Source organism: Achromobacter sp. Bel (assembly GCF_012928505.1).
GTDB lineage: Bacteria > Pseudomonadota > Gammaproteobacteria > Burkholderiales > Burkholderiaceae_B > Achromobacter.
This window is the reverse complement of the sequence record NZ_JABBJN010000001.1, coordinates 71,247-91,523: the sequence shown is the minus strand read 5'-3', so window position 1 is coordinate 91,523 and position 20,277 is coordinate 71,247. Positions and strand designations below refer to the sequence as shown.

The window sequence follows — 20,277 nt, the reverse complement described above, 5'->3', positions numbered from 1 at the left end:
CGCGGCGGGGGCCTGGGCAAGCTGCCCGGCAACAGCCGGGCGTCTGCGGGATCAGAAGGTGATGTTCGCCGACACCCACAAGCGGCGGCCTTCCAGCACCTGGCGGTACGAATTGCTCCAATTGGCATTGGCCGCCGGCGCGCTGGTGCCGGTCTTGGTCGGGCCGTAGTCCACGAAGTTCTTGTCGAACAGGTTGAACACCGAGGCCGACAGGGTCACGTTCTTGTTGACCACGTAAGAACCGCCCATGCTGGCGAGCCAGTACGGGTTGTAGAACACTTGTTCCTTCTCCCAGTTCATGTCGTTGAACTGCTTGGCGCGATATTCGCCGCGCACCCACGCATTGAACTGGTCGTTGATGCGCCAGTTCAGGCCCAGGTTCAACGCGTGGCGGGGTTGCGAACCGAGCGGTTGGCCTTCCTTCGCGCCCGACGTCACTTCGCTGGCCGTCAAGGTGTAGTTGCCGTTGAACGACACGCCGCCATACAGCGGAATGCGGCCGCCCAGTTCAAAGCCCTGAATCGTCGCGGTGTCGATATTCACGCGCTGTGAAAAATTCGCCACCGGGATGCCGTTGCGCTCCCACACGCCCAGGTCCAGGCAGCCCGGCGCCGGCCCACCCACGGCCAGGCAGTTCGGAATGTTCTGGCTGTCGATCTTGTCCTTGAACTTCGTATGGAAAGCGGTCAGGTTGCCCGACAGGCCCTCGCCGTCGTCAAACAACAGGCCCAGTTCGGACGAGGTGCTGCTTTCCGGCTTCAGTTGCGAATTGCCCAGCAGCGGCATGGTGCCTTGCGCACCCAAGCCAATGATCCCGTCCGTCATCAAGTTGATGTCCGGCGTCTTATAGCCCTTGCTCACGCCGCCCTTCACGGTCCACATCGGCGTGGCGTTCCACACCAGATAACCGCGCGGGCTCCACTTGCCGCCGAACTGTTCGTTGCGGTCGTAGCGCGCGCCCGCCGTCAACGCCAGGTCGTCGACGATGCGCCACTCGTCTTCCGCGAACAGTGCCCATTGGTACTGGCGCTGGTCCAGCGGCGCGGACACCAGCGTGTCCTTGAACTGCTGCTCGCGCCATTGCCCGCCCACCGTCAGGTTGTGGCGGTCGTTGAACAGCGGCATCGTCCACTTGGTGTCGAACACCCAGTTGTCGTATTCCAGATCGCGCTTTGCCCCGTCCGAAGGCCGGCGCGGTGAATTCATGGGGTTGGTGCGGCCGATGGTCTCGGTCGTGTCGTAGACCAGGCTGGTATCGGAGCTGATGGAACCGCTGTAGCGCCCCAGGTGCGTCAAGGCATAGCGCTGGCGGTTGAACTTCATTTCGGGCTCGTAGCCGCCGCCCTGGCGGTTGGGCGCGATGCTCGTGTTCAGCGTACCCAGTTCCCCATTGGCGTTGTCATACGTCTGCCAGTTGCTATCCACATCGAACAGGATGTCGTGGTTGCGGTTGGGGGTCAACGCCAGGCGCAAGCCCACGTTCTGCTGCTTGCTGTCGCCCAGGCCGGAAAAGCTGGCAAGGTCGCCCGTGTAATTGCCGCTGTTGAATTCGGCCTGGTTGACCGGGTAGTCGCCGTTCGCGCTCAAACGGCGGTACTGGCCGCCGCGCAAGGTCAGGCCCAGCTTGTCGGTCTTGATCGGGCCGCTCAGGTAGAACGCCGCACCGTAGTTGTTGCCGAAGGCGTTGTCCCCTTGCGCCGTGCCGTCCAGCGTGATCTGGCCCGTCCAATCCTGGCTGACCTTGCGCGTGATGATGTTGATCACCCCGCCCATCGCATCGGAACCGTACAAGGTGGACATGGGGCCGCGCACGACCTCGATGCGCTCGATGGCCGCCATCGGCGGAATGAAATTGGTGTCCACGTCGCCAAAACCATTGGGTCGCGCGCCGGAGCTGTTCTGATTCAGCCGCTTGCCGTCCACCAGCACCAGCGTGTAGTCGCTGGGCAAGCCGCGGATGCTGATGTTCATGCCACCGGCCTTGCCGCCCCGCTCCACGGTCACGCCCTCCACGTCCGCCACCGCGTCGGCCAGGTTGTGGAACGGTTTGGTTTCCAATTGCTCGCGGGTGATCACCGAGATGGACGCCGGCGCGTTCTTGATCTCTTGCTCGAAGCCGGCCGCTGTCACCACGACGGTATCCATCTGGGTAACACCCATGGTGTCTTCCTTCGCGCCGGCGGCGGATTGCGCATGGGCGCTGCCCACGGCGGCAATCGCCAGCACCAGCGGCAACACGCGGAAAGACGGGAAATGGTTAGGACGGGCTCCCCCGGAGCCATTGATGCTTTTCAGAGTCGACATGGGAATCAAATGAAACCGCCCCAGGCGGAGCGGCGCGCATTGCGCTGATTGAAATTTTCAATGAACGGCAATGATATGCATTCCCAATATTGTCTTCAACTTTTTGTCAGGTTTTATTCAGCAAAAAGCCAGTTTTCAGAAAATTCTGGGAAATATGAGGCATCCGCACGACAACTTCTGCTATCGCGCCGGATACATCAGGGGACGGAAGTCAGTCGGCGTCAGCCAAAATGGCAGCCGGCAAGCGAGGCAGGACGCGCATCGCATTGGCGGTGGTGGCGTGCGCCACCTGGGCGGGCGAGATGCCGCGCAACTCGGCCAGCACGCCGGCGATACGGGCCAATTCCCCCGGCCGGTTGCGACGCTGCGGGGCGTGCAGCCAGGCGGGCGGGATATCCGGCGCATCGGTCTCCAGCACCAGATGCGCCAAATCTACGTCCACCGCATGCCGCCGGATCTGCAAGGCGCGTTCGTACGTCATGGACCCGCCCAGCCCCAACGCGAAGCCCTGGTCGATGAAGGCCTGCGCCTGCTGTGCGCTGCCGTTGAAGGCGTGCGCGATCCCGCCGATGCGCCCATGCCGGCGCAGGTATTTCAAGAGGATATCCTGCGAGCGGCGCACATGCAGCAGCACTGGCAAGCGGAACTCCGCGGCCATCGCCAACTGCGCGGCATAGAAGCGTTCTTGGCGCTCGCGGGGTTCGCCCGACGATATCTCGGGCACGAAGAAATCCAGGCCGATCTCGCCAATGGCGACAAATCGAGGGTCGCCCAGCGACTGTTTGATGGTCTCGCGCAGCACGTCCAAGTCGGAATCGTCGGCGCGCTGCACGTACAGGGGATGGATGCCCAGCGCATACGCACCACCAGCAATCCGGCCGGCCAACTCCCGTACGATGGGGAAATTGGCGCGCTCGATGGCCGGGATCACGATGGATTGAACGCCAGCCTCGCAGGCATGGTCGGCCACCTGCTGGCGGTCGGCGTCAAACTCGGCGGCGTCCAGGTGGCAATGGGTGTCGATCAGCATGGGCGTGGTCTCCTTGTGGGAATTATCCACCCGTATCGACTTATCCCGATACCAGCCGGCCGTTTTCCATCAGCAATTGGCGGTCGGCGCGGGCCGCCAGTTCCGGGTCGTGCGTCACGATGGCGAACGCCGTGCCCGACTCCTGGTTCACGCGGGTCAGCAATTCGAACATCTTGTGTGCCGTGTTGCGGTCCAGGTTACCCGTGGGTTCGTCGGCCAGCACGCACACCGGCCGCGTCACCAGCGCGCGCGCCAGCGCCACACGCTGGCGTTCGCCGCCTGACAGTTGCCCCGGGAAGTGGTCTTCGCGGGCGGCAAGTCCCACCAGCGCCAGCACCTCGCGCGCGGCCTCGCGGGCCTTGTCGCGGTTTTCGCGCCGCACGATCAGCGGCATCGCCACATTGTCCAGCGCCGAAAACTCGGGCAACAGATGATGGAACTGATACACGAAGCCCAGGCTGCTGTTGCGCACCGCGCTCTTCTTGGCTTCGGACAAGCCGACCGCCAGATTTCCGTCGACCGACACCGAACCGCTGGTCGGCACATCCAACAGGCCCAGGATATGCAGCAACGTGCTCTTGCCCGAACCCGACGCGCCCACGATGGCGACCATTTCGCCGCGCGCCACGGACAGGCTGACGTTGCTGAGCACCTCGATGCGGGCCGGGCCCTCGTCGTAGACCTTGACGATGTTCTCCGCCTGCAGGGCAGGCGTCGAGGACGAGCGATTCGGGGCGTCAATCATGGCGCAGCACCTGTGCGGGTTGCAGGCGCGATGCGCGCCAGCTGGGATACAGCGTCGCCAACAGCGACAGCACCAGGGAAGTCAGGCCGATCGTGACGATATCGCCGATTTGCGGATCGGACGGCAAGGCGCTGATGAAATAGACTTCACGCGGCAGGAAATGCACGCCCAGCAGCCGTTCGATGAAGGGCACGATCACGTCAACGTTGTAAGCAATGACGATGCCACCCGCGACGCCCAGCAAGGTGCCGATGACGCCGATCAGCGCGCCCTGCACCAGGAAAATGCGGGCCACTTCGCCCGGCCCCGCGCCCAGCGTGCGCAAGATGGCGATGTCGGACTGCTTGTCCTTCACGGCCATCACCAGTGACGACAGCAGGTTGAACGCCGCCACCGCCACGATCAGCGCCAGGATCAGGAACATCATGCGCTTTTCGGTCTGCACGGCCGCGAACCAGGTGCGGTTGTTGCGCGACCAGTCGCTGGCCATCACATAAGGCGGCAGCACTTTCTTCAGTTCGCTGGCGACTTCGGGCGCCTTCTGCATGTCGGCGATGCGCAGGCGCACGCCGGCCGTGCCGCTTTCGCGGAACACGCGCGCGGCGTCTTCGTTGTCGACGAAAGCCAGCGAGGAATCGTATTCGTAGTGGCCGGAGGAGAACACGCCCACCACCGTGAACTGGCGCATGCGCGGCGCGAACCCGGCCGGGCTGATCGAACCTTGCGGCGCCATCATCAGCAGCGTATCGCCCAGTTTCACGCCCAGGCCGTCAGCCAGTTCATTGCCCAGCACCACGCCAAAGCCGCCTGGCTTCAGGTCAGTCAGTTTGCCTGACACCATCTGGCGCGGCAGGTCCGACACGTTGCCTTCGGTGGCCGGGTCGATGCCGCGCACCTGCACGCCTCGCAGCGCCTGGCCCCGCACCAGCATGCCCTGCGCAGCCACGAAGGGCGCGCCGGCCTTGACCTCGGGGTTCTGCTTGGCTGCGTCGGCAAACTGCTGCCATTGGTCCAGCACCCGCTCCGGCAAGCCCCCCGGGATGTAGAGTTCGATATGCGGCAGCACCGACAGCATGCGGTCGCGCACTTCTTTTTGAAACCCGTTCATCACGGACAGCACCACGATCAGGGCGGCGACGCCCAGCGCGATGCCCGCCATGGAACTGGCGGCGATGAAGGAGATGAAGCGATCGCGGCGCCCGCGTCGCTGGCGGATTCGGGCCAACCCGGCATAGCGGGCGCCTATCCAGAGTTCGTAGGGTATTTTCAGCACGTGCGCATTATGGCATTAACAGCCTGGAAATCGCGCCGCGGATGTGCGGTTCCACGACCAGGCGTGTCAACCTATGGCAGTCGCCGCCGCCGCTTAGTTCCCGGGCTCCGCGCGGACTACAATCCCGCCATGCTGATCGTCATTCCGGGTGCCCTGCCCGCCCTTCCCGTTGCCGCCGAACTGGCCAAGCTCCTGCCCGAACGTGCGCCCACGCTGCATAGCTGGCTGTTGGCTGGCGCCGCCCGGCCCGCCGCCTTCGACGCGCGTGCCCACGGCTGCACGGCCTTCGAATCCTGGCAACTGACCCGTGCGGGCTACACGCCCGAACCCGGCCTGCTGCAAGGCGCCGGCCTGGGACCGTTGCTGGCCGCCCGCCAGGCGCCCGCCGGCGAAGCCGTCTGGCTGGCGGAACTGGTCCACCTGGCGTTGGGGGCCGACCACGCCAACCTGCTGGACCCCGTCCAGATGGACCTCTTGCCCGCGGAAACCGCTGCGTTGCTGGACACGGCCCGCCCGCTGTTCGACGGCACCGGTTTTACCGTGGAGGCCTTGTCCCCTGAGCGGTGGCGCCTGCGGTTGCCCGACGGGCTGCGGCCGCAGACCGCGTCGCCGCTGGTGGTGGCCGGCCAGCGACTGAACGACTGGTGGCGCCAGGATACGGAAACGCGTCCGTGGCGGCGGCTGCTTAACGAAATACAGATGGCGTGGCACGAACACCCCGTCAACGATGCGCGGGCTGCTCGCGGCGTGGCGCCTGTCAACGCTTTGTGGCTGTATGGCGGCGGCACGCCCTGGCCCATCGCGCCAGCGGGCCCCGAACGCGTACTGACCGGGCTGGACGCGCCGCAACGCACGGGCGACTGGTCCGCCTGGCTGGACGCGCTTGCCGAACTGGATGCCCAGCATCTGCGGCCGCTGGCCGGCAAGAAAGGCGTGCCCGACACCGCCACGGAATTGCTGCTGCTGGGCGACGACCGCACGGTCGCCCTTACCCTGAAACCGCGCGGGGGCCTGCTTGGCTTGCTGCCCGCGCCCAAGAAAAACTGGAGCGCCTGGTGGTCACACCCCGCTTAACCATCCGTCCGGCCGACCTGGACGCCTGTCACATCCTGGAGGCCTCGGGCATCCACCCCCTGCTCGCCCGCCTGTGGGCCGCCCGCGGCGTCACCCACCCCGACCAGACCAAACTGGCCTGGCCGTCGCTGCTGCCGCCCGCCGGCCTGACGCACTCGGCGCATGCCGCCGGCGTGCTGGCCGACGCCCTGCAAGCCGGCAAGAAGCTGCTGATCGTGGCCGACTATGACTGCGACGGCGCCACCGCTTGCGCCGTCGGGCTGCGCGCCCTGTCCGCCATGGGCGCCGACGTCGACTTCCTGGTGCCCAACCGCTTCGAAACCGGCTATGGCCTGTCGCCCGCCGTGGTCGATCTGGCCGTCCGGCACCGCAGCGGCAAGCCCGACATCATCATCACGGTGGACAACGGCATCGCCAGCGTGGACGGGGTGGCGGCCGCCAACGCGGCCGGCATCGGGGTCGTCATCACCGACCACCACTTGCCGGGCGACACCCTGCCCGACGCGTTGGCCATCGTGAACCCCAACCAGCCGGGTTGCGGCTTTCCGTCCAAGAATCTGGCCGGCGTGGGCGTCATCTTCTACATGATGCTGGCGCTGCGCGCCGAGCTGCGCCGGCGCGGCGTCTATGCGGCGGACGGTGGCCCGCGCCTGGACACGCTATCCGACCTGGTCGCCCTCGGCACGGTGGCCGACGTGGTCAAGCTGGACGCCAACAACCGCCTGCTGGTCACGCAAGGCCTGCAGCGCATGCGCAGCGGCCGGCTGCAACCCGGCCTGCGCGCATTGTTCGCCGTGGCCGGCCGCGAGCCCCGCAGCGCCAACGGTTTCGACCTGGGCTTCGCGCTGGGCCCCCGCATCAACGCCGCCGGGCGCCTGGCCGACATGAGCCTGGGCATCGCCTGCCTGACCACCGATGACGAAGCCCAGGCGCTGGAAATGGCGCGCGAGCTCGACAACATCAACCGCGAACGCCGCACCATCGAAGCTGAAATGCGCGAGCAGGCGTTGGCCGCCATGGAAGAACCCAATGCCGCCTCGGGCGCCACGGTCTGCGTGTTCGACCCCGGCTGGCACCAAGGCGTAGTAGGCCTGGTGGCGTCGCGCCTGAAAGAAAAGTTCTGGCGTCCCACGCTGGCCTTCGCCCCGGCGGGCGACGACGAGATCCGCGGCTCCGGCCGTTCGATCCCTGACGTGCACCTGCGCGACGCACTGGACCTGGTGTCCAAACGCCACCCCAACCTGATCCGCAAGTTCGGCGGCCATGCGATGGCCGCGGGCCTGACCCTGGGCCGCGAGGACTTCCCGGCCTTCGCCCCCGCGTTCGACGCTGCCGTGCGCGAACTGACCGGGCGCGACACCTTCGAACCCGTCATCGAAACCGACGGGTCGCTGGAGTCCGGCTACGCCAATGCCGACGTCGCGGGCATGCTGCAGCAACAGGTCTGGGGCGCTGGCTTCGCCGCCCCGTTGTTCCTGGACGAGTTCACCGTGCGCAACCAGCGCCTGGTGGGGGAAAAACACCTGAAACTGTCGCTGGAACGCGGCCACCAGCGCTTTGACGCCATCTGGTTCGGCCACGACCAGTCGCTGCCCGAACAGATCCAGGCCGCCTACCGCCTGGAGCAGAACGTCTGGAACGGCATGGTGTCGGTGCAACTGGTCATCGAACACGCGGCATGACGCTAAACGGCGGGTGGCTCTTTCAAGCCCCCGCCGTCTGTACCGCCCCCAGGGCAGATCCGGTTATTTGTTGACCAGCCTGGCCGGCTGCGCCAGCGCCACCAGCGCGCCCACCACCAGGCAGCCCGACAGCATGTACAGCCCGGTATTGGTCGTGCCGGTCAGGTCCTTTAACCAGCCCACCAGATACGGGCTGACGAAGCCCGCCAGGTTGCCCACCGAGTTGATCAGCGCGATGCCCGCGGCGGCGGCCGTGCCGCCCAGCAACGCGGTCGGCAGGCTCCAGAACAGCGGCAACACCGTGCAGATGCCGATGTTGGCCACCGTCAGCGCCAGAATCGCCAGAACCGTATTGCCGCTCCAGACGGCCGAGAAGAACAGGCCCACCGCCCCGAACAACGCCGGCAGCGCCACATGCCAACGGCGTTCGCGCAACCGGTCGGAGTTGCGCGAAATCAAGATCATGCCGATCACGGCGAACAGGTTGGGGATCGCGGTCAACAGGCCGATCGCCAGCGGGCTTTGCACCCCCGTGCTCTTGATCAGGCTGGGCATCCAGAAGCCCACGCCATACAGCCCCATCACGAACGAAAAGTAGATCAGTGCCATGGCCCAGACGCGCGGACGGGTCAGCGCCGCGCGGATCGGCGGATCTTCCTTCTGCTGCTCTTCCGCTGCGATGTTGCGGATCAGCACAGCCTTTTCGGACGCCGTCAGCCACTTGGCCTTGTTGATGCGGTCATCCAGATAGATCAGCACCAGCACGCCGATCACCACCGACGGGATGCCTTCCAGCAGGAACAGCCACTGCCAGCCCGACAGGCCGTGGTCGCCATGGAACGTGGACATGATCCAGCCCGAGATCGGGCCGCCGATCAGGCCCGACATGGGCACGGCGGTCATGAAGAATGTCGTGATGCGCCCGCGCCGCGCCGCCGGATACCAGTAGGTCAGGTACAGGATGATGCCGGGGAAGAACCCGGCCTCGGCCGCGCCCAGCAGGAAACGCAGCGCGTAGAACATGTGCACGCTGGTCACGAACATCATGCAGGCCGAAATGATGCCCCAGGTGATCATGATCCGCGCAATCCAGATCCGTGCCCCCACCTTGTGCAGGATGATGTTGCTGGGGATCTCGAAGATGAAGTAGCCGATGAAGAATATGCCCGCGCCCAGCCCGTAGACCGTTTCGCTGAACTGAAGCTCCTGCAACATCTGCAGCTTGGCGAAGCCCACGTTCACCCGGTCCAGGTAGGCCACGACATAGCAAACCACCAATAACGGCACCAACCGCCAACCCACCTTGCGGTAGATGCGGTCCTCCTCACTCGCCGGGATCGCCGGCGTGACCCCGGGGGTCATCGTGTTTTCCATCTATGTCTCCTGTCCTCTGGCGGGATCTTCCGGCGGGTTGCCGGCTCGGCGGCACGTTCCCTGAACGGGGACGTAACAGCCGTCGAACCCAGCCTAGAGCGCGCACGGTGACAAAAAACTGAACAACTTGGCCCCGTACGCGCAAACCCCTAGAGACACATCCGTCCCCTTTCTTGCAACACACGCCCGCGCAGTTGGGCCAACCACGGTAAAATGCCAGGTTTCGCACAAAAGTCATCAGGACAGGATCATCATGGAAGCCGAACGTCAGAACCAGCTCGCAGCCCGCCTCGCCGATTACGCGGAGCGCGAACAGGCTCTACGGAGGTATCTTTGACTACGATGCCAAAGCTGAACGCCTGCAAGTCGTAAACGCCGAGCTCGAAGACCCGGCGGTCTGGAACGACCCCAAGCACGCCCAGGACCTGGGCCGTGAAAAGAAAGCGCTGGAAACCGTGGTGGAAACGCTCACGGGGCTGGGCACGGGCCTGGCGGACGCCAACGAACTGTTCGAAATGGCCAAGGCCGACGACGACGATTCCACGCTGGAATCCATCGAAGTGGACGCCGACGGCTACCAGGAAAAGCTCGAAGACCTGGAATTCCGCCGCATGTTCTCCAATCCGGCCGATCCGCTGAACTGCTTTGTGGACATCCAGGCAGGCGCGGGCGGCACGGAAGCGCAGGACTGGGCCTCGATGCTGTTGCGCCAGTACCTGAAGTACGCCGAACGCAAGGGCTTCAAGGCTGAAATCCTGGAAGAATCCGAAGGCGAAGTCGCGGGCCTGAAGTCCGCCACGATCAAGATCGAAGGCGAGTACGCGTTTGGCTACCTGCGTACCGAAACCGGCGTGCACCGCCTGGTCCGCAAGAGCCCGTTCGATTCGTCGGGCGGCCGCCACACGTCGTTCGCCAGCGTGTTCGTCTACCCCGAAGTCGATGATTCGTTCGAAGTCGATGTGAACCCCGCCGACCTGCGCGTGGACACCTACCGCGCGTCCGGCGCGGGCGGCCAGCACATCAACAAGACCGATTCCGCCGTGCGCCTGACCCACATTCCTACCGGGATCGTGGTGCAGTGCCAGAACGACCGCTCGCAGCACCGCAACCGCGCCGAAGCGATGCAGATGCTGAAGTCCAAGCTCTACGAATTGGAAATGCGCAACCGCATGGCCGAACAGCAGAAGCTGGAAGACTCCAAGACCGATGTGGGCTGGGGCCATCAGATCCGCTCCTACGTCCTGGACCAGAGCCGCATCAAGGACCTGCGCACGAACGTCGAAATCTCCAACACGCAGAAAGTGCTGGACGGCGACCTGGATCCTTTCATCCAGGCCAGCCTGAAGCAAGGCGTCTAAGTCTGTCGCGATACTTCCGCTAACCGCACTCCAGAGGTCCACGAATGTCTGACACCATCGCAATCCTGACCGGCGCATCGCGCGGCATCGGCGCCGCCATGGCGCGCGGTCTGGCCAAACCGGGCACCCGCCTGATCACGCTGGCCCGCCGCGAAGACCCTGAACTGACCGCCTACGCACGCTCGCAAGACGTGCAGCTGGAACAGTTGTCCGTGGACCTCTCGGACCTGAAAGCGGCCGAGGCCACTGCTGAACGCATCTGCGCCGCCCTGCCGCGCGACGCCCGCCGCTATCTGCTGATCAACAACGCCGGCACGGTCCACCCTGTCACCGGCACCGACGCGCTGATCGACAGCGCGGCAATCACCACGGCGTTCAACCTGAACGTCACCGCCGTCATGCTGCTGACCGCGCGCTTCCTGGCCGCCGTCGAAGACCTCGCGGCCGACCGCCGCGTGCTGAACATCTCCTCCGGCGCGGGCCGCAACCCGAACGCCGGCTGGGGCGTGTACTGCGCCACCAAGGCCGCGCTCGACATGTACTCGCGCGTAGTCAAGCAAGAACAAGGCGCCGACGGCGCGCGCATCGTCGCGCTGGCTCCCGGCATCGTCGACACCGACATGCAGGCGACCATCCGTTCCAGCGACCCGGAGAGCTTCCCGGCGCTGGCCAAATTCCAGGACTTCCACGCCACGGGCAAGCTGGCTTCGCCCGCCAATGTGGCCTCCCGCATCCTCGCCTACCTGGATCGCGAAGATTTCGGCACGACTGAAATCGACGACATCCGCAATTACGACTGATCCCCCGACCATGACCGACCACTCGACCACTCCGGCCCCCGCCCAGGATGAAAACCGCTTGATCGCCGAACGGCGCGCCAAGCTGGCCAAACTGCGCGAAACCGGGGTCGCGTACCCCAACGATTTCGTTCCGGACGCCCGCGCCGCGGCCCTGCATGACCAGTACGACGGCCAAGAGCAGGAAGCCCTGGCCGCCGCCGCCGTCACCGTCAAGGTCGCCGGCCGCATGATGCTCAAGCGCGTCATGGGCAAGGCCAGCTTCGCCACGCTGCAAGACAGCACCGGCCGCATCCAGATCTACCTGGACCGCGGCACGCTGGGCGAAGACAACTACGCCGCGTTCAAGCAATGGGACATCGGCGACATCATCGCGATCGAAGGGTCGGTCTTCAAGACGAACAAGGGCGAACTGTCGGTGCACGCTGCCACCGCCCGCCTGCTGTCGAAGTCGCTGCGCCCGCTGCCGGACAAGTTCCACGGCGTGGCCGACCAGGAACTGCGCTACCGCCAGCGCTACGTCGACCTGATCATGACGGACGCCACGCGCCGCACGTTCGAAGCGCGCAGCAAGGCCGTAGGCAGCATCCGCCAATTCATGCTGAACGCCGGCTTTCTCGAAGTGGAAACCCCCATGCTGCACCCGATCCCGGGCGGCGCGGCGGCCAAGCCCTTCGTGACGCACCACAACGCGCTGGACATGGAAATGTACCTGCGCATCGCGCCCGAGCTCTACCTGAAGCGGCTGATCGTCGGCGGCTTCGAACGCGTGTTCGAAGTCAACCGCAACTTCCGCAACGAAGGCGTCAGCCCGCGTCACAACCCTGAATTCACGATGATGGAGTTCTATGCGGCCTTCGCGGAATACCGCTGGCTCATGGATTTCACGGAAGAACTGATCCGCCAGGCCGCCATCTCGGCCACCGGCAGCGCCGTCCTCACCTACGGCGAACGCGAACTGGATCTGTCCAAGCCCTTCGACCGCCTGACGATCTGCGAAGCCATCCTCAAGTACGCGCCGGGCTACACCCAGGCGCAGCTGGATGACGCCGCCTTCGTGCGCGCCGAACTGAAGAAGCTGGGCGCGGACGCCGACGGCCCCGTGCTGTCGCGCGCCGGCCTGGGCGCGCTGCAATTGGCGCTGTTTGAAGAAACCGCCGAAGCCAAGCTCTGGAACCCGACCTACATCATCGACTACCCGGTCGAAGTGTCGCCGCTGGCGCGCGCCTCCGACACGCGCGAAGGCATCACCGAGCGTTTCGAGCTGTTCATGACGGGCCGCGAAATCGCCAACGGCTTCTCCGAGCTGAACGACCCGGAAGACCAGGCCGAACGCTTCCGCTCGCAGGTCGAAGCCAAGGACGCCGGCGACGAAGAAGCCATGTTCTACGATGCGGACTACATTCGCGCCCTGGAATACGGCATGCCTCCGACGGGCGGCTGCGGCATCGGCATCGACCGCCTGGTCATGCTGCTGACCGACAGCCCCAGCATCCGCGACGTCATCCTCTTCCCGCACCTGCGCCGTGAAGACTAAGCAGCGGACCGCATCATGATCTTCAAGATCCTGATGCTGCTGCTGGTCGTGGCGGGCCTGGTCTACTGGATCAAGCAACCCCGCCGCATCCAGCCGGCCTCGCCGTACCAGCCCGTGCGGCCCCGCCGGCCGGTTTTTATCGCCTTGTGCATCGCCGCCGCGATCTCGGTCGTCGCTTCGCTGCTGACCGCCCTGCTGTGGATGGGCGGCGTGGCGGGCGGCGTCACCGGCGGCGGTTATCACGGCGAGGCGGACTTCCTGCTTCCCGTGTCGGGCTCGCTGCTGGCGCTGGGCACTGCCTGCGCCGTCGGCGCATTCCTCAAGCGCCGCGGCTGACGGCTTCCACCGGCCACATCCCGACGCCTGACGGCAGGGTCGGCAAAGCCGCCAGCAACATCGCATCAATGAACTCGGCGGGCGCCAGCCGTCCCCCGGGCTTGTACCACTGCACCGTCAGGTTCATCGCCCCCAGCACGCAGCGTTTGATGACGCGCGCATCGCCCTTGACCAGCCTGGCGTTCACGGCATCCGACACGACCGATTGCCACATGGCCTCGTAGCGGTCGCTCAGCGCCTTCACGGCCGACTGGCTAGTTGCCGACAAGCTGCGCCATTCATACACCAGCGCATTCATCGCATCGCCGCCAGCGCCGTGCAGCATGCTCCACATGTGGACCCGGAACAGTGCCGCCAGCCGGTCGGCCGGCGCGTCGTACCGCGCCAGCGCCCGCTCTCCATCGTCGATCACTTCCTGGATGCCGTTGTTCATGACCGCCACCAGGATCTCTTCCTTGCTGCGGAAATGATGGAACAGGCTGCCCGACTGCAGGCCGACGGCGCGCGCCAATTCGCGCACCGTCGTGCGCTCGTAGCCGTGCTTGCAGAAGAGCCTGCCCGCCGCCAGCACCAGCTCGCGGCGACGTTCGGAATCCGCGCCCTCTTCTCGCGGCGCGGTGGCTTCTGTCTTTTCCATGTGCGCTCACAGCCTCTGGATGATGGTCGCCGTCGCCATGCCATGGCCGATGCACATGAGTTGCAAGCCGAACTCGCCTTCGGTTGCCTCCAGCCCGGTCAACATCTTGGCCATCAGCCCGGCGCCGGTCGCGCCCAGCGGATGTCCGTGCGCAATCGCGCCGCCCCACGGATTCACACGCGAAAGCTTGGCATCCAGTTCACGTTGCCAAGCCAGCACCACGCTGGCGAAGGCCTCATTGATCTCGATCCAGTCGATGTCCTCGAGCGCCAGGCCCGCGCGCGCCAGCGCGAGCCGAGTGGCCGGAATCACGCCGGTCAGCTGCATCACGGGATCCGATCCGACCACCACCCGCGCCAGGAATCGCGCACGTGGCCGCAAGCCGTCGGCCAGCGCGGTGTCACGGTCGGCCAGCAGGACCGCCGCCGCGCCGTCCGCCAATTGGCTGGCATTGGCGGCGGTCACGCCGCCTAGCCCCGGGGCACGCATCGCAGGCGCCATGGCCGCCATGCGGGCCGGGTCGGTCGTCTCGCGGACGCCTTCATCCCGCAGCCCAGCTCCTTGCGGACCCGGCAGCAATTCCGCATGCCTGCCGGCTTTCGCAGCCGCCCAGGCGCGCGCATGGCTTTCCCGCGCCCACTCGTCCATCGCCGCCTGCGACAGCTGCCAATGGTCGGCAATGCGCTCCGCGCTTTCGATCTGATGGATCAGCGGATAGCGCTCCAGCAACGCGGGGTTCAGCGACTCAAAGCCGCGGAACTCGCCTTGCCCCAACGTCACGTCCAGGAACATGGGCACGCGGCTCATGCTCTCCACGCCGCCCGCCACCACATACCCCATGTCGCCGGCGGCAATGGCCTGCGCACCGAAATGCACCGCCTGCTGGCTGGACCCGCACATGCGGTTCAGGGCCACGCCCGGCACGCTTTCCGGCAAGCCCGCCAGCATTGCCGCCAGGCGACCGATGTTGGCGCCCTGCTCGCCCGCCTGGCTGACGCAGCCGGCGATCAGGTCCTCGACCTTGGCGCCCGGCAGTCCAGCGCGCGCAAGCAGCCCCTGCACCGTCTGGGCCAGCAGCGTATCCGGGCGCGTGTCGGCCCACCACCCGCCGCGGCGGCCGAAGGGCGTGCGCACTGCTTCCACGATCACGGCTTCGTTCATGCCAGCGTCTCCTCAACGTACAGCGTTTCGATTTCGTTGGCGTAGGTGCGGTAGATGCTGGCGCGCCTGACCTTCATCGTCGCCGTCACCTCGCCGTCGTCGTGGTCCAGTTCCTTGGTCAGCAGATGAAAGCGCTTGATCTGCGCCACGGGTGCCAGGCCCGCATTGGCCCGCGACACCTCCTGCTGGACCAGCTCGCGCACCTGCGCGCATTCGGCCAGGGACCGGAAATGCGTAAACGCGATGCGGCGCGATTCCGCCCACTTGCCCACGGTGTCGAATTCCAGCTGGATCAGCGCCGACACGTACTTGCGGCCATCGGCGATCACGATGCACTCTTTCACGTAGGGGCTGCCCTTGACCGCGTTCTCGATCTCGGACGGCGTCAGGTTCTTACCCCCTGCGGTGATCATGATGTCCTTCAAGCGGTCGACGATACGGACGCGGCCGTCCTGCTCGGCCACCACGTCGCCCGTGTGCAGCCAGCCGTCCCGCACGGTGTCGGCGGTCGCCTCGGCGTGCTTGTAGTAGCCCTGGAACACCATGTCGCCGCGCACCAGCAGTTCGCCGGCTTCCCCCATCTTCCAATCCACGCCCAGGATCGGTTCGCCCACCGTGCCGACTTTCACGCGGTCGGGATGCTGACCGAAGATCATGCCGGCCGACTCCGTCAGCCCATAGACCTCCAGCAACGGCACGCCCAGAGTGCGGAAGTAGCGCACCACATCCGGCGGGATCGGCGCCGCGCCCGTCATCGCCACCCGGACGCGCCGCAAGCCGATGAAGTTCTGCAAGGCGCGCAGCACCAGCCAGTACCACAGCGCATGCGTCAGGCGTTCGCGCGCGGTGTACTGCGCAGGCGACTTCTCCAGGAACGGCGCGCACGCCGCCAACGCCCGGCGGTACAGCCATTGCTGCACGCGCCCGGCTTCCTGCATCTTGATCGATATCGACGCATGCAGCTTTTCCCAGATGCGCGGCACGCCCAGGAAAATGGTGGGCGCCACCTCGCGCAGGTCTTCCTGCACCGTGCGGATGGATTCGCCGAAGTTCACTTGCGAACCCAGGTAAAGCGGCACGAAGGTCGACAGCATCTGTTCGGCCACATGGCACAGCGGCAGGTACGACAGGTGCACGCTGCGCGCATCCATCGACAGCCGGTCCGCGATGCCCGGCGCCACACCGCGCATGTTGCGATAGCTCAGCATCGCCCCTTTGGGCTTGCCCGTGGAGCCCGACGTATAGATCATCAGGCCAGTGTCGTCCAGCCCCTGCGCGTCCAGCGCCGTATTCAATGCGGCCAGCTCCGCCGCTTCCCGCCCGGTGCCGTCGGCCTCGGTCTCGGCAAACGTCGTAATGCGCGCGCGATCGGCCGGCGCATACGAGCGCAGGCCCTTGGTCTCCACGATCACGATACGCCGCAACAACGGCAGGCGGCTGGCCACCTGCAACACCTTGTCGGTCTGCTCCTGGTCCTCGCACACCACCAGTTCCACGTCCGCATGCTCCAGCACGTAGCCCATCTCTTCGGCGGGGCTGGTGGGGTATACACCCACCGCCACGCCGCCAACAGTGCCCGCGCCCAATTGCGTCAGCAACCATTCCACGCGGTTCTCGGACACGATGGCCACCCGCCCGCCCCGGCTCAAGCCCAAGGCCCGCAAGCCCAGCCCGACGCGGCAGGCGCGCTGCCAATAGTCCGCCCACGTCAGCGGCTTCCATATACCGAAGTCCTTTTGCCGGATGGCGATGGCCGATGGCTGGCGCCGCGCCTGCTCGCGCAGCATCTGGGGCAAGGTCAGTCCGGGCCACACGGCCGTATCGAGAGAAGCGATCACGCTCTTGTCCTTCATGACAGCCAGCGCTTGCGGCGCTTGTAGTGCTTGATGTCGCGAAACCCGCGGGCCTCGCCCGTGCCGCCCACGCCCAGGTAGAACTCGCGCACGTCGGGATCCGCCGCCAGCTTGTCGGCGGTGCCGTCGATCACCACTTTGCCCGTCTCCATGATGTAGCCGTAGTGCGCCACGGCCAGCGCCACGGACGCGTTCTGCTCCACCAGCAGCATCGATACGCCCTGCTCGGCGTTGATGCGGGCAATGATGGAAAAGATGCTTTCGACCAGCATGGGCGACAGGCCCAGCGACGGCTCGTCCAGCAGCATCAGCCTGGGCTGCGCGATCAGCGCACGGCCGATGGCCAGCATCTGTTGTTCGCCGCCCGACAGATAACCTGCCAGGCCGCGGCGGCGTTCGAACAGGCGCGGAAAATAGCCGTAGACCAGGTCGAAATCCACTTTCGCGCCCGGCCGGCCGGTCAACGCATAGGTCGCCGCCACCAGGTTCTCTTCCACGGTCAGGTCCTCGAACACCCGCCGCCCTTCCATCACATGAGCCAGCCCCGACCGCACCAGGTTCTGCGGCTTGGCGCCCGCCGTATCGCCGCCGTTGAACACAATCTGCCCGCGCACCAGCGCGCCGTCCTCCAGGTCCAGCAACCCGGACACCGCCTTCAGCGTCGTGGACTTGCCGGCGCCGTTGCTGCCCAAGAGCGCCACGATGCTGCCGGCGGGCACGGACAGGGACAGGCCGCGCAACACCTGCACCGCCTTGTTGTAGACGACTTCGATATTGTTGATGTCCAGCACCGCCGCAGGCGGCGCCGTCGTCATGGCTTGCGCGTCAAGTCCCTGGCTCACAGTCGCCTCACTTCAGCACGATCCAATCGGACGCGGGCACCATCTGCTTCTGCTTCACGTCGGCGCGATAGATCCGGCCCACCGGGATGGAATTGCCCTTGATCGAAATCGGCACGCCGATCAGGCCGCCCGTGTCGAAGTCCTTGATGCCGTCCAGCGCAGCCTTCATGTTGGCACTGGTCAGCTCCTTGCCGGCGTCCAACGTGCGCTTGGCGACTTCCGTGAACAGCATGGCTGCCAGGAAGCCCTGCATGTAGCCGGTGCTCTGGTACTGCGGACGCATTTCGCGGATCTTCTTGAGCATCGGCGCATCGCCTTCCGTGTCGTAGTAGTAGCGGTACGGCATCACGCCCATGAAGCCCTCGGCATCCTCGCCCATCTGCATCACGGTAGAGTTGTCCATCGTCCAGAAGGTGCCCATGTAACGGGTCTTCAACCCCATGCGCTTGCCCTGCCCCACGAATTCCGGAATCGGCGCCAGCACGTAGCCATGGAAGATCGTGAAATCGGGATCGGCTCGGCGCAGCTTGATGACCTCGGTCGACACGTCCACGCTGCCCGGCGGCGTCATGATCTCGGTGGCGACTTTCAACCCCAGCTTTTCGGCCACGGCGCGCGAGCTGGCGATCGGATCGCGGCCGAATTCCGTATCGGAATATACGAACGCGACCTTCGCGCCGGGCTGCTCTTTGGCGATATAGCGCAACAGGATGCCGAACATCTCGGTGTAGTCCGGCCCCAGCATGAACTGCGCCGGATACTTGGCGGGATCGTTCAGCTCGGTGGCAAACGATGCCCCCGTCATCAGAATATCGCCGGTGCGGTTCAACTCGGCGTTGATGGTCTTGGAGAAGCCCGTCGAATCGCCGTAGTAGAAATTCACCTTGTTCTGGCTGGTGATCTTCTTGAACGCCGCCACCGACGCATCCACCTTGTACGCCGTGTCTTCCGGCACGTAGCGCAACTTGCGCCCCTTCACGCCGCCCTGATCGTTGACGATCTTCACGTAGTCGGTGATGCCCGCATGGATGCCCTGGCCGGCAAAGGCGAACACGCCGCTCAGCGGAATCGATCCGCCCAGCACCAGATCGTCCGCCGCCTGCGCCCCAGGCGCCGCCAATGCCGCCGCCAGGCCCAACGGGGCCAACAACCTCGATAAACCGCTGCCTAACCGGATGCGCTTCATGGTGTGTCTCCTTGGGTCTTATGGGTCATGCAAACGGCCAGTCGGCGCTCAGGTCCGGAATGGCCACAGGTGGAAGAAGCGACGCACGCGCCGCCAGATTTCCGCGAGCCCATGGGGCTCGAAGATCAGAAAGCCCACGATCAGCAGGCCGAAAACGATCGTGCGCACGGGCGACACCAGCCGCAACGCGTCGCCGCCCACCGGCAGCCAGCCCACGATCAGCTTGAGCAGTTCAGGCACCATCGTCATGAATACGGCGCCCAGGATGGAACCCAGGATCGACCCCATGCCGCCCACGATGATCGCGGCCAGGAAGAAGATCGACATGATCAGCGGGAAGCTCTCGGGGGTCACCACCCGGAAGAAGTACGCCCACAGGCCGCCCGCCACGCCCGCATAGAAGGACGACAGGCCGAATGACAACAGCTTGTAGCGAAGCAGCCGGATACCCAGGACTTCCGCCGAGATATCGCGGTCGCGGATGGCGATAAAGGCCCGGCCGATGCGCGTGCGGAACAGATTCGCCGCGCCCAGCACCATCAGCACCGTCACCGGCACAATCAGCCAATAGATCTTGAACGACGTATCCAGATCCACGCCCAGCAACCGTGCGGGCGGTACCTGCAGCCCGCTGGTCCCGCCCGTGAACTGCCAGTTCGCGAAAATGAAATGGGCGATGAACGACGCCGCGATCGTGGCGATCGCCAGGTACAGCCCTTTTACCCGCAGCGAGGGAATGCCCACCAGCAAACCGCCCAGCATCGCGACCACGCCGCCACCCAGCAGGTTGACCAGTACCGGCGTGCCCAGCCGCAACTCCATGACGGCCACCGTGTAGGCGCCCAGCCCCATGAAGGCCGCCTGCCCCAGGCTCACCAGCCCGGTATAGCCCGTCAAGATGTTCAGCCCCGTCGCGCTGGCGATATTGATGGCGACCAGGCACGCCAGGTACAGCCAGTATGCGTCGGCCACGAACGGGAACAGCACCAACGACGCCGCCAGCAACGCCAGCCATACATACTGGGTGCGCGTGTCGAACAGCGCTTCGTCGGCCAGGTAGGTCTGTTTCGCAGTCGCGATGCGCATGG

The 20,277-nt window shown here is 65.5% G+C and carries 17 protein-coding genes; 6 read left to right on the top strand and 11 right to left on the bottom strand.

Features of this window, described 5'->3' with window-relative positions:
* Positions 1 to 51: 51 nt before the first annotated feature.
* The 4 genes from HG262_RS00445 to HG262_RS00430 form a co-directional block, all read right to left on the bottom strand.
* The gene (locus HG262_RS00445) at positions 52 to 2,304 is read right to left on the bottom strand and encodes a TonB-dependent receptor (protein ID WP_169269145.1); all 2,253 of its coding nucleotides are present in this window, start codon (positions 2,302 to 2,304) and stop codon (positions 52 to 54) included.
* Positions 2,305 to 2,515: 211 nt separating this feature from the next.
* On the bottom strand, positions 2,516 to 3,334 hold the full coding sequence (locus HG262_RS00440) for a TatD family hydrolase (protein ID WP_169269144.1): 819 nt from the start codon (positions 3,332 to 3,334) through the stop codon (positions 2,516 to 2,518).
* Positions 3,335 to 3,374: 40 nt separating this feature from the next.
* Positions 3,375 to 4,079 (bottom strand): ATP-binding cassette domain-containing protein, encoded by a 705-nt coding sequence (locus HG262_RS00435; RefSeq protein ID WP_169269143.1) that lies wholly within the window; start codon positions 4,077 to 4,079, stop codon positions 3,375 to 3,377.
* The gene (locus HG262_RS00430) at positions 4,072 to 5,304 is read right to left on the bottom strand and encodes a lipoprotein-releasing ABC transporter permease subunit (protein WP_248293188.1); all 1,233 of its coding nucleotides are present in this window, start codon (positions 5,302 to 5,304) and stop codon (positions 4,072 to 4,074) included. Before HG262_RS00430 ends, HG262_RS00435 begins: the two co-directional genes overlap by 8 nt.
* Positions 5,305 to 5,481: 177 nt before the next feature.
* Here HG262_RS00430 and HG262_RS00425 point away from each other — a divergent pair, with 177 nt between their 5' ends.
* Positions 5,482 to 6,426 carry a hypothetical protein gene (locus HG262_RS00425; RefSeq protein WP_169269141.1) on the top strand — a complete coding sequence of 315 codons (945 nt, stop codon included), beginning with the start codon at positions 5,482 to 5,484 and terminating at the stop codon, positions 6,424 to 6,426.
* Positions 6,408 to 8,108 carry a single-stranded-DNA-specific exonuclease RecJ gene (gene recJ, locus HG262_RS00420; protein ID WP_169269140.1) on the top strand — a complete coding sequence of 567 codons (1,701 nt, stop codon included), beginning with the start codon at positions 6,408 to 6,410 and terminating at the stop codon, positions 8,106 to 8,108. The genes HG262_RS00425 and recJ overlap by 19 nt, the downstream gene beginning before the upstream one ends.
* Before the next feature lie 63 nt (positions 8,109 to 8,171).
* Here recJ and HG262_RS00415 read toward each other — a convergent pair whose 3' ends face one another.
* Positions 8,172 to 9,482, bottom strand: a complete 1,311-nt coding sequence (locus HG262_RS00415; RefSeq protein ID WP_169269139.1) for an MFS transporter — start codon at positions 9,480 to 9,482, stop codon at positions 8,172 to 8,174.
* Positions 9,483 to 9,735: 253 nt separating this feature from the next.
* On the opposite strand from HG262_RS00415, the gene prfB reads away from it, so the two are divergent.
* From prfB to HG262_RS00395, 4 genes are all read left to right on the top strand, one after another.
* Positions 9,736 to 10,840, top strand: a protein-coding gene (prfB, locus tag HG262_RS00410; protein WP_100220410.1) for a peptide chain release factor 2 whose coding sequence is annotated in 2 segments (ribosomal slippage) — positions 9,736 to 9,816 and positions 9,818 to 10,840 — 1,104 coding nt in all. Because the reading frame shifts where the segments join, the coding sequence is not laid out codon by codon here.
* Between the two features lie 44 nt (positions 10,841 to 10,884).
* Positions 10,885 to 11,640 carry an SDR family oxidoreductase gene (locus HG262_RS00405; RefSeq protein WP_169269138.1) on the top strand — a complete coding sequence of 252 codons (756 nt, stop codon included), beginning with the start codon at positions 10,885 to 10,887 and terminating at the stop codon, positions 11,638 to 11,640.
* Positions 11,641 to 11,650: 10 nt separating this feature from the next.
* Positions 11,651 to 13,174: a lysine--tRNA ligase gene (gene lysS / locus HG262_RS00400; protein WP_169269137.1), complete on the top strand. Its 1,524-nt coding sequence runs from the start codon at positions 11,651 to 11,653 to the stop codon at positions 13,172 to 13,174.
* A 15-nt stretch (positions 13,175 to 13,189) separates the two neighbouring features.
* Entirely contained in the window at positions 13,190 to 13,510 is a 321-nt protein-coding gene (locus tag HG262_RS00395) for a preprotein translocase subunit TatB (protein WP_169269136.1), read from the top strand.
* Here the strand turns inward: HG262_RS00395 and HG262_RS00390 are convergent.
* Genes HG262_RS00390 through HG262_RS00365 form a run of 6 tightly spaced genes read right to left on the bottom strand, consistent with a single transcriptional unit; the run spans position 13,494 to position 20,275 of the window.
* Entirely contained in the window at positions 13,494 to 14,147 is a 654-nt protein-coding gene (locus HG262_RS00390) for a TetR/AcrR family transcriptional regulator (RefSeq protein ID WP_169269135.1), read from the bottom strand. The two genes, HG262_RS00395 and HG262_RS00390, sit on opposite strands and share 17 nt — an antisense overlap.
* Before the next feature lie 6 nt (positions 14,148 to 14,153).
* Entirely contained in the window at positions 14,154 to 15,308 is a 1,155-nt protein-coding gene (locus HG262_RS00385) for a thiolase family protein (protein WP_169269134.1), read from the bottom strand.
* Positions 15,305 to 17,161 carry an AMP-binding protein gene (locus HG262_RS00380; protein WP_169269133.1) on the bottom strand — a complete coding sequence of 619 codons (1,857 nt, stop codon included), beginning with the start codon at positions 17,159 to 17,161 and terminating at the stop codon, positions 15,305 to 15,307. Before HG262_RS00380 ends, HG262_RS00385 begins: the two co-directional genes overlap by 4 nt.
* A complete protein-coding gene (locus tag HG262_RS00375) occupies positions 17,158 to 17,976 on the bottom strand; it encodes an ABC transporter ATP-binding protein (RefSeq protein ID WP_169269319.1) in 819 nt (272 codons plus the stop codon). The genes HG262_RS00380 and HG262_RS00375 overlap by 4 nt, the downstream gene beginning before the upstream one ends.
* Positions 17,977 to 18,010: 34 nt before the next feature.
* Positions 18,011 to 19,189 (bottom strand): ABC transporter substrate-binding protein, encoded by a 1,179-nt coding sequence (locus HG262_RS00370; protein WP_169269132.1) that lies wholly within the window; start codon positions 19,187 to 19,189, stop codon positions 18,011 to 18,013.
* 48 nt (positions 19,190 to 19,237) lie between these two features.
* Complete coding sequence (locus HG262_RS00365; protein ID WP_169269131.1) at positions 19,238 to 20,275, bottom strand: branched-chain amino acid ABC transporter permease; 1,038 nt, start codon at positions 20,273 to 20,275, stop codon at positions 19,238 to 19,240.
* Positions 20,276 to 20,277 lie beyond the last annotated feature (2 nt).

Coding starts and splice junctions, on each gene's coding strand:
- HG262_RS00445 (WP_169269145.1), bottom strand. CDS start 2,304: ATGTCGACTCTGAAAAGCATCAATGGCTCCGGGGGAGCCCGTCCTAAC.
- HG262_RS00440 (WP_169269144.1), bottom strand. CDS start 3,334: ATGCTGATCGACACCCATTGCCACCTGGACGCCGCCGAGTTTGACGCC.
- HG262_RS00435 (WP_169269143.1), bottom strand. CDS start 4,079: ATGATTGACGCCCCGAATCGCTCGTCCTCGACGCCTGCCCTGCAGGCG.
- HG262_RS00425 (WP_169269141.1), top strand. CDS start 5,482: ATGCTGATCGTCATTCCGGGTGCCCTGCCCGCCCTTCCCGTTGCCGCC.
- HG262_RS00415 (WP_169269139.1), bottom strand. CDS start 9,482: ATGGAAAACACGATGACCCCCGGGGTCACGCCGGCGATCCCGGCGAGT.
- HG262_RS00405 (WP_169269138.1), top strand. CDS start 10,885: ATGTCTGACACCATCGCAATCCTGACCGGCGCATCGCGCGGCATCGGC.
- lysS (WP_169269137.1), top strand. CDS start 11,651: ATGACCGACCACTCGACCACTCCGGCCCCCGCCCAGGATGAAAACCGC.
- HG262_RS00395 (WP_169269136.1), top strand. CDS start 13,190: ATGATCTTCAAGATCCTGATGCTGCTGCTGGTCGTGGCGGGCCTGGTC.
- HG262_RS00390 (WP_169269135.1), bottom strand. CDS start 14,147: ATGGAAAAGACAGAAGCCACCGCGCCGCGAGAAGAGGGCGCGGATTCC.
- HG262_RS00385 (WP_169269134.1), bottom strand. CDS start 15,308: ATGAACGAAGCCGTGATCGTGGAAGCAGTGCGCACGCCCTTCGGCCGC.
- HG262_RS00380 (WP_169269133.1), bottom strand. CDS start 17,161: ATGAAGGACAAGAGCGTGATCGCTTCTCTCGATACGGCCGTGTGGCCC.
- HG262_RS00375 (WP_169269319.1), bottom strand. CDS start 17,976: ATGACGACGGCGCCGCCTGCGGCGGTGCTGGACATCAACAATATCGAA.
- HG262_RS00370 (WP_169269132.1), bottom strand. CDS start 19,189: ATGAAGCGCATCCGGTTAGGCAGCGGTTTATCGAGGTTGTTGGCCCCG.
- HG262_RS00365 (WP_169269131.1), bottom strand. CDS start 20,275: ATGCGCATCGCGACTGCGAAACAGACCTACCTGGCCGACGAAGCGCTG.